The sequence below is a fragment of the Dyella sp. genome (assembly GCF_035685885.1).
Lineage (GTDB): Bacteria > Pseudomonadota > Gammaproteobacteria > Xanthomonadales > Rhodanobacteraceae > Dyella.
Window position 1 is genome coordinate 22315 of record NZ_DASRZX010000047.1, and the last position, 7575, is coordinate 29889.

Genomic DNA, 7575 nt, shown 5'->3' on the forward strand with positions numbered 1-7575 from the left:
CATGGTTGAATCTTCTCCCTCCCCGCTCGACACCGTATTCCAGGCCCTGACCGACCCCACGCGACGCGCCATGCTGCGCAGCCTGGCGATGGGTGAACGAAACATCGGCGAGCTGGCCGCGCCCTTCGACATGTCGCTGGCGGCGGCATCCAAGCATGTGAAGGTGTTGGAGCGCGCGGGGCTGGTACGGCGCGTCGTGCAGGGGCGCGTGCACGTGTGCCAGCTCGATCCTGCGCCGCTCGCCACCGCTGACGCCTGGTTGCGTTTCTACGAGCAGTTCTGGAACCAGCGGCTCGATGTGCTCGACGCGTTGCTCAAGGCAGAGGACCGCTCCGCACGCAAACCACCACGCAAAGGCAAGCCGCGATGAATACGCCCGCACTGCGCTCCCTGCGCATCACCCGGCATTTCGACGCCAGCGCCGAGCGCGTCTTCGACGCATGGCTCGACCCCGCTACCGCAGGTCGTTGGCTGTTTGCCACCGAACAGGGCGAAATGGTGCGCGTGGACATTGACGCGCGCGTGGGCGGCCATTTCCGTTTCATTCGCCGCGATGGCGAGGACGTGGAACACGTTGGCGAATACCTGGAGATCGATCGCCCACGCCGACTCGTCTTCACGTTTGCCGTGCCGCGCTACTCCGAAGCCGTTACGCGCGTCAGCGTGGACATCACGCCCGCGAACGATGGCTGCGACCTGGTGCTGACCCACGAAGACGTGTTGCCTGATTGGGCCGATGCCACGCAACAGGGCTGGGGCATGATCCTTGGCCATCTCGACGAGAACCTGCAGCGCCATCTTCCACGCGAACACCCTGCGACCGACACGGTGCAATTCGAACGCCTGCTGCCCGGACCGATCGAACGCGTCTGGTCCTACCTCATGGAATCGGACAAGCGCGCGCTTTGGCTGGGGGCCGGCAGCATCGAGCCGCGCGTCGGCAGCACATTCGAGCTGCGCTTCCATCACTCGGAACTGTCGGAGACGCCGCTGCCTCCGCCGGACCGCTATGCGCGCTTCAGTGACGGTGTCAGCACGCAGCATCGCGTCACCGTCCTCGATCCGCCACGGCGGTTTGCCTGCACCTGGGGCAACCTCGAACAGCCCTCTGAAGTGACCTTCGAACTCACGCCCAAGGGCGATGACGTGCTGCTCGTGGTGACGCATCGACGCCTGGCGGCAGCGGATATGGCGGGTACTTCTGGTGGCTGGCATACGCATCTGGACGTGCTGGCCGATCGCCTCGCCGGACGCAAGCCGCAGCCCTTCTGGCCCGTGTTCGAGCACCATCAGGCGTACTACGAAGCCACGCGGCCGTCGTAATCCTCTCGACCATCTGGCATTTGCGCGCCGCGTATGGCGGGCGTAGGTTCATGGCAGCCGCTTCTCCACGCTGACATTGGACGACACCGCCATGGCCGTGCAGAAATCCGTCCTGCTGTTTGCGCTTTCCCTCGCCGCGTCGGCGGCGCCGTTCGATCTCCTCGCCCAGTCCGGCAATCCGGTGGAAAGCCAGTCACCGGATGCCGTTGGACGTCCAAACGGAACATCTCCCGTCGGACAGGGCGCGGATTCGCAAAACGCCCCCGTGGCGACGGCGGGATTTGCCCCTATCCCGGTCGATACCACCACGCCGCCACCGAAAGTGGTGAGCTACCGGGCCACGCGCGACGTGCCTGTGAGTCGGCGGGATGCCTTCAACACGCCCACGGACGACGGTCGTCCCGGTGACTACTTCTTTTACCTTGGCGCACTGGCCGACCAGCGGCATGACTACGAGCACGCCATTGCGATGTACCAGGTGGCCGCCTCCTGGGCGCACAAGGCAGCTGAGTACAACCTGGGCGTGCTCTATCTCAACGGCCACGGTTCGCCGGTCGACCTGCCGCGTGCGATGGCCTGGTTTGCCTTGGCGGCCGAGCGTGGCGACACCCAGTACGTCTATGCCAAGCAGTTGCTCTATGCCCAGCTGACGCCGGAGCAGTTCGAGCGGGCCAACGTGATCTGGCGCGAGCTTCTGCCCACTTACGGCGATGCGGTGGCGCTCCGGCGAGCCAAGGCGCGCTGGCGCGAGGTGCGCTATTCGATGACGGGATCGCGCGTGGGGTCATCCGCCATGCACCTGACGGTCGGTGGCATGCTCGGCAGGAATGGCCATGATTCCTCGCCCAACTATGACGTGGGTACCGGCGGGCATCTCAGCGTGACGCCAGGAGAAATCACCGGCGTACACCAGAGCGACGGCTATCTCGCCTATCAGGAGCTGCGCGAGAGCAACAATCCCTACGATCCGGCCTTCAAACCTTACCTGTACTCAGGCACGGTGACGGTGGGCATCCTGACGCCGGTAAAGGCAGACGACCCGGCGCTGCACAAGCAGCAACCGCCGCTTGACGATATGCCGTCAAGCCACCCGTGACGTCGCCTTATTTCGAGCGGGAACGGAATTCCAGCGGATAGCTCTGGCGCGCCGGTTCCGGGGGCTTGGGGCCGCACGCGCCGCACGTGCTGCAGCCATCGCTGCAATTGCCTGCCGCCTGCTTCGGTTGCAGCAGACGGCCAAACCATCGCTGCCATGCGGCATGGCCGGGCCTGTCCATGCGCAAGGCCAGTGATGCCAGCCAACGGCTGGTGAGTTGTGGCGCCAGCTTGCGCACGGTGACCAGCGCGCCGAACAGCACCACCGCGCCGATGATCACGTACTGCAGCAGCAGGCCGGTGCTCATGTGAGCAGGCTCGTGATCTGGTAGGTGACGAACGAGGCCACATACGCCACCGCGAACATGTAGCCGAAGGAAATGCCCACGTTCCGCCAGCTGTCGGTTTCACGGCGGATCACCGCCAACGTGGACATGCACTGCGGCGCGAACGCGAACCACACCATCAGCGACAGCGCGCTGGCCAGCGAGAAATTGGCCGCCAGCGCCTGCGCGAGGCCGGCGCCGTCCGCACCTTCGCCGCCCACGGCATACACCGTTGCCAGCGCAGCCACGGCGGTTTCACGCGCGGCAAAGGCCGGGATGAGCGACACGCAGATCTGCCAGTTGAAGCCCAGCGGCGCAAAGATGACTTGCAGGCCACGGCCGATGTAACCGGCCGCGCTGTAGTCGATGGCGGGACCCGTGGCACCGGCCGGCGGCGCCGGGAAACTGGACAGGAACCACATCAGGATGGTGAGCCCGAGGATGATGCCGGTAAGACGCTTCAGGAAGATCATGCCGCGCTCGTACAGCCCGATCGCCACGTCGCGCAGCTTGGGCAGGCGATAGGACGGCAGCTCCATCAACAGCGCGTGCTCGCTGCGATCGCGGCGCATCTTCTTCATCACCCACGCCACCGCCATCGCACCGATCACACCCGCGGCGTATAGCGCAAACAGCACCAGGCCCTGCATGTTGAACACGCCCCACACGCGCCGGGTGGGAATGAACGCGCCGATCAGCAGCGCATACACCGGCAGGCGCGCCGAGCAGGTCATCAGCGGCGCCACCAGGATGGTCGCCAGCCGGTCGCGCGGGTCGGTAATGCTGCGCGTGCCCATGATGCCGGGGATGGCGCACGCAAAGCTCGAAAGCAGCGGGATGAACGAGCGGCCTGTCAGGCCAACCGACACCATCCAGCGATCGAGCAGGAAGGCCGCGCGTGGCAGATAGCCCGACTCCTCCAGCACGAGGATGAAGAAGAACAGCACGAGGATTTCGGGCAGGAAGCCGATCACCGTGCCCAGGCCGCCGAACAGGCCGTCGACGATGAGGCTCTGCAACGGGCCCGCAGGCATCCACGCGGTCGCGTGATCGCCTAGCCAGCCAAAGCCGTCGCCGATCAGGTCGGTCATCGGCTTGCCGGCCGCGTACACGGCCTGGAAGACCAGGAACATCACCAGCGACAGGATGGCCAGCCCGAACACGGGATGAAGCGCCCAGCGATCCAGCGCGTCATCGAGCTCTGCCGTCGCGCGCGGCATGGTTACCGTGGCTGCCATCAATTCGCGCACCTGGGCGTGCAGGCCCGAGCGACTGGCTGCATCGTCCGCCTGGGCTTGCGCCGCTTCGGGCATCTCGCCATCGACGCGGGCCATCAGTGCCTTCACGCCTTCGCGCTTCACCGCGACGGTTTCGACCACGGGCATGCCCAGCCGGCGCGACAGTTCGGGCACGTCGATACGGATGCCGCGACGGGCCGCGGCATCCATCATGTTCAGGGCAAGCACCATCGGTCGCCCGAGCCGCTTCACCTCAAGCACGAAACGCAGGTGCAGGCGCAGGTTGGTGGCGTCGGCCACGCACACGATGAGGTCCGGCGCGGACTCGCCCGGATAATTGCCTTCGAGCACGTCGCGGGTGATCTGTTCGTCAGGGCTGGTGACGTCGAAGCTGTAGGTGCCCGGCAGGTCCAGCACCTGCAACACGCGACCGGAGGGCGCGGTGAAGCGCCCTTCCTTGCGTTCGACGGTGACACCAGCGTAGTTGGCTACTTTCTGGCGACCGCCAGTGAGCTGGTTGAAGAGTGCCGTCTTGCCGCAGTTGGGATTACCCACGAGGGCGATGCGCAAGGTGGAAGCAGTCATGCCACCGCCTCCACGCGCACCAGCACGCGATCCGCTTCCTTGCGCCGCAATGCGAAGCGGGTCGAACCAATCTGGATCAGCAGCGGGTCGGCGCCCATCGGCCCCATCGCCGCGACGCGGACCGGCTCGCCCGCCACGAAGCCCAGATCGCGCAGGCGCTGCGCAATCGGGTCGGAAGCATGAGCATCGTCCACTCGGTCCACCACGGCAGTTGCCCCTTTCGGCAGGTCGGACAGGCGCACTGGTCACCAACTCAAATAAGAATAGTTCGCATTGTACCCGAGTCATCCCGGGACTGCAGCGTGACGCGTTGCCGCCCGCCATGGCGCTGGCGCAGGAACTTGCACGGCTTGCCGGCAGGGCCGCCCCGCCTTGGCGTCGGCATGACTTTCCGCAGGGCCGCTTGGAATCCGATCGGCCGGCCCCGATCAAAGTACGCAGGCGATGCCCAATGCACTGCCTCCCCCTTCCCAGCGAGATCGCACATGGCCTTGTTCTCACGCCACACCACGGGCCTTCGGCTCGAACGCATGCAGGCCTCGACGCAGTACGCCGACGGCGGTTTCGTCAACACCTATCCCGCCAGCACGCCCCGCGTGAGTGGCGAGCAGCCGTCGCTGGTCGATTTCGTATTCCGCGGTGAAGGACGCACGCCAGCCCAGCCGCTGCCCTCGCTCGATCCACGCGGTACCTGGACGCAAGCCGCGGAAACCGGATTGCGCGCGACCTGGCTGGGGCATTCGACCGTATTGCTCGAAATCGATGGCGTGCGCGTGCTCACCGATCCGGTCTGGGGCGAACGTGCGTCGCCGTTCCCGTTCCTCGGGCCCAAGCGCTTCCAGCCGGTGCCGGTGGACATCAGCGCGCTGCCGCCGCTGGATGCCGTGCTGATCTCGCACGATCACTACGATCATCTCGACTATCCGAGCATTCGCGAACTCGCGAAGCTGCGCGTACCGTTCATCACCTCACTGGGCGTGGGCGTGCACCTGGAAGCCTGGGGCGTGCCGCCCGAGCGCATCACCGAACTCGACTGGTGGGAACACGCCACGCTGCCGCGCGGCCTCACTATTACCGCGGCGCCTTCGCATCATTTTTCCGGCCGCAGCCTGCGTGACCGCAATGCCACGCTGTGGTCGTCGTTCGCGCTGCGCGGCGAACGGCATGCCGTGTTCTTCAGCGGCGACACGGGGCTTTCCCCGCACTTCACCGAGATCGGCGAACGGCTCGGCCCCTTCGATCTGGTGATGATCGAAGTGGGAGCGTTCCATCCGTCCTGGGGCAACGTGCACCTGGGCCCCGACAATGCGCTCGCCGCGTGGCGGCAGCTGGGCAGCGGACGCCTGTTGCCCGTGCACTGGGGGACGTTCAACCTCGCCATGCATCCTTGGGCGGAGCCGGCGGACGTGCTGCTTGCCAAGGTGCCCGAAGGCCTGGTGATGCCCAGGCTGGGCGAGGCCGTGGAACCGTCGCGCGTTGAATGCGTCGAACCGTGGTGGCGCGAAGTGGCGCCCGCCCACTGGCAGGGTTCCGCGCTGGAAGCGGCCGAATTCCTGGTGCTGCCGGCGAAGGACTGAGGCCACTTTCGCGCGCCTGGCGCAGGGAACGTCACGACACAGACAGTGGCACGCGCATCAGCGTCAACGTCCGGGGAACAGCTCCGGAAATCCAATTCGAGCGCACAACTTATGGCGCTTCCATCGGCGGTAGCTGCGTCGGAATGAAGAACGCCTGACGGCCGCTGCGCTCTCGCAACGGAGCGCGCCACCCTGTTCGGTTCTAAGATGTCCTCCTCCCATGGAGCGCCTCATGACCGACCCCATCCACATCGCCGACCATGCCGGCGTGCGCCGCATCACCATGAACCGCCCGCAGGTGCACAACGCTTTCGACGATGCGCTGATTGCGGAACTCACCGCCGCGCTGATCGAGGCGGGCAAAGACGATGCCGTGCGTGCCGTGGTGCTCACTGGCGAAGGTGCCAGCTTCTCGGCCGGCGCGGACCTCAACTGGATGCGCGGCATGGCGGCGGCCAGCGAAGCGGACAACCGCGAAGATTCGCTGCGACTCGCGCGCCTCATGCGCACGCTGCAATACCTGCCCAAGCCGACCATTGCGCGGGTCAATGGCGCCGCTTATGGCGGCGGGGTGGGACTCATCGCCTGCTGCGATATCGCCATCGGCGTGGACAGTGCGCGCTTCGGGCTCACCGAGGTGAAACTCGGGCTGGTGCCGGCCGTCATCTCGCCTTACGTGATCCACGCGATCGGCCTGCGCCATGCGCGACGACTGTTCCTCACGGGCGAGCTTTTCGATGCCGCCACCGCCCGGCAGATCGGTCTGCTGCATCATTGCGTGGCGGCGGACCAGTTGGATGAAGCCGTCGATGGTTCGCTCGCCCTGCTCGCCAAAGCCGGACCGATCGCCCAGACCCAGGCCAAGCAACTCGCGCTTCGCATGGCCGGTGCCACGGAAGCAGAGGCTGAAAAGCTTGACCATGACAACGCGGCGCTGATTGCTCGCCTGCGTGTATCCGACGAGGGGCAGGAAGGCCTCGGTGCCTTTCTCGGCAAACGCAGCCCTCGCTGGTGCTGACACCATCAGCTCGACCCGTTTCGATCGCCTGCAAGGAGGGATGCCATGCTAGACCATATCGGCCTGCACGTTTCCGGCTTTGAACGCAGCCGCGAGTTCTATCGCCAGGCGCTCGCCCCGCTTGGCGTCACGCTGGTGATGGAAGTGTCGGCGGAGCAAACGGGTGATGGCGATCACGCGGGCTTCGGCCTGGACGGCAAGCCGGGCTTCTGGGTCGGCACGTCATACAACGGTCACCCCGCAGGCCCGGTGCACGTGGCCCTCACGGCGCCAAACCGCGCCGCGGTAGACGCGTTCCATCGCGCCGCGCTCGACGCGGGCGCCAGGGATAACGGCGCGCCCGGCCTGCGTCCGCACTATCACGACCACTACTATGCCGCTTTCGTGCTGGATCCCGACGGCCACAACATCGA

Annotated in this window: 9 protein-coding genes; 6 read left to right on the top strand and 3 right to left on the bottom strand. The window is 66.1% G+C overall.

The features are described 5' to 3' along the window. Position 1: 1 nt before the first annotated feature. The 3 genes from VFG49_RS05905 (at position 2) to VFG49_RS05915 (ending at position 2419) form a co-directional block, all read left to right on the top strand. The gene (locus VFG49_RS05905; protein WP_324858593.1) at positions 2 to 370 is read left to right on the top strand and encodes a metalloregulator ArsR/SmtB family transcription factor; all 369 of its coding nucleotides are present in this window, start codon (positions 2 to 4) and stop codon (positions 368 to 370) included. Continuing rightward, entirely contained in the window at positions 367 to 1323 is a 957-nt protein-coding gene (locus VFG49_RS05910) for an SRPBCC domain-containing protein (protein ID WP_324858594.1), read from the top strand. The genes VFG49_RS05905 and VFG49_RS05910 overlap by 4 nt, the downstream gene beginning before the upstream one ends. A gap of 91 nt (positions 1324 to 1414) precedes the next feature. Next, positions 1415 to 2419, top strand: a complete 1005-nt coding sequence (locus tag VFG49_RS05915; protein ID WP_324858595.1) for a sel1 repeat family protein — start codon at positions 1415 to 1417, stop codon at positions 2417 to 2419. Between the two features lie 7 nt (positions 2420 to 2426). Here VFG49_RS05915 and VFG49_RS05920 read toward each other — a convergent pair whose 3' ends face one another. From VFG49_RS05920 to VFG49_RS05930, 3 genes are read right to left on the bottom strand one after another with little or no spacing between them, the layout of a single operon-like run. Next, a complete protein-coding gene (locus VFG49_RS05920; protein WP_324858596.1) occupies positions 2427 to 2726 on the bottom strand; it encodes a DUF6587 family protein in 300 nt (99 codons plus the stop codon). Continuing rightward, positions 2723 to 4567: a ferrous iron transporter B gene (gene feoB, locus VFG49_RS05925; RefSeq protein ID WP_324858597.1), complete on the bottom strand. Its 1845-nt coding sequence runs from the start codon at positions 4565 to 4567 to the stop codon at positions 2723 to 2725. Before feoB ends, VFG49_RS05920 begins: the two co-directional genes overlap by 4 nt. Next, complete coding sequence (locus VFG49_RS05930; RefSeq protein WP_324858598.1) at positions 4564 to 4809, bottom strand: FeoA family protein; 246 nt, start codon at positions 4807 to 4809, stop codon at positions 4564 to 4566. The genes feoB and VFG49_RS05930 overlap by 4 nt, the downstream gene beginning before the upstream one ends. Before the next feature lie 243 nt (positions 4810 to 5052). Between VFG49_RS05930 and VFG49_RS05935 the strand changes: the two genes are divergently transcribed. From VFG49_RS05935 to VFG49_RS05945, 3 genes are all read left to right on the top strand, one after another. Further along, positions 5053 to 6144 (top strand): MBL fold metallo-hydrolase, encoded by a 1092-nt coding sequence (locus tag VFG49_RS05935; RefSeq protein WP_324858599.1) that lies wholly within the window; start codon positions 5053 to 5055, stop codon positions 6142 to 6144. A 232-nt stretch (positions 6145 to 6376) separates the two neighbouring features. Continuing rightward, positions 6377 to 7162 carry an enoyl-CoA hydratase/isomerase family protein gene (locus VFG49_RS05940; protein WP_324858600.1) on the top strand — a complete coding sequence of 262 codons (786 nt, stop codon included), beginning with the start codon at positions 6377 to 6379 and terminating at the stop codon, positions 7160 to 7162. Between the two features lie 45 nt (positions 7163 to 7207). Beyond that, positions 7208 to 7575 (top strand): VOC family protein (locus tag VFG49_RS05945; protein ID WP_324858601.1); only part of this gene is annotated, 368 nt, incomplete at its 3' end.

Excerpts from the sequence above, each read along its gene's own strand:
- VFG49_RS05905 (WP_324858593.1), top strand. The coding sequence starts at position 2 with ATGGTTGAATCTTCTCCCTCCCCGCTCGACACCGTATTCCAGGCCCTG.
- VFG49_RS05910 (WP_324858594.1), top strand. The coding sequence starts at position 367 with ATGAATACGCCCGCACTGCGCTCCCTGCGCATCACCCGGCATTTCGAC.
- VFG49_RS05915 (WP_324858595.1), top strand. The coding sequence starts at position 1,415 with ATGGCCGTGCAGAAATCCGTCCTGCTGTTTGCGCTTTCCCTCGCCGCG.
- VFG49_RS05920 (WP_324858596.1), bottom strand. The coding sequence starts at position 2,726 with ATGAGCACCGGCCTGCTGCTGCAGTACGTGATCATCGGCGCGGTGGTG.
- feoB (WP_324858597.1), bottom strand. The coding sequence starts at position 4,567 with ATGACTGCTTCCACCTTGCGCATCGCCCTCGTGGGTAATCCCAACTGC.
- VFG49_RS05935 (WP_324858599.1), top strand. The coding sequence starts at position 5,053 with ATGGCCTTGTTCTCACGCCACACCACGGGCCTTCGGCTCGAACGCATG.
- VFG49_RS05940 (WP_324858600.1), top strand. The coding sequence starts at position 6,377 with ATGACCGACCCCATCCACATCGCCGACCATGCCGGCGTGCGCCGCATC.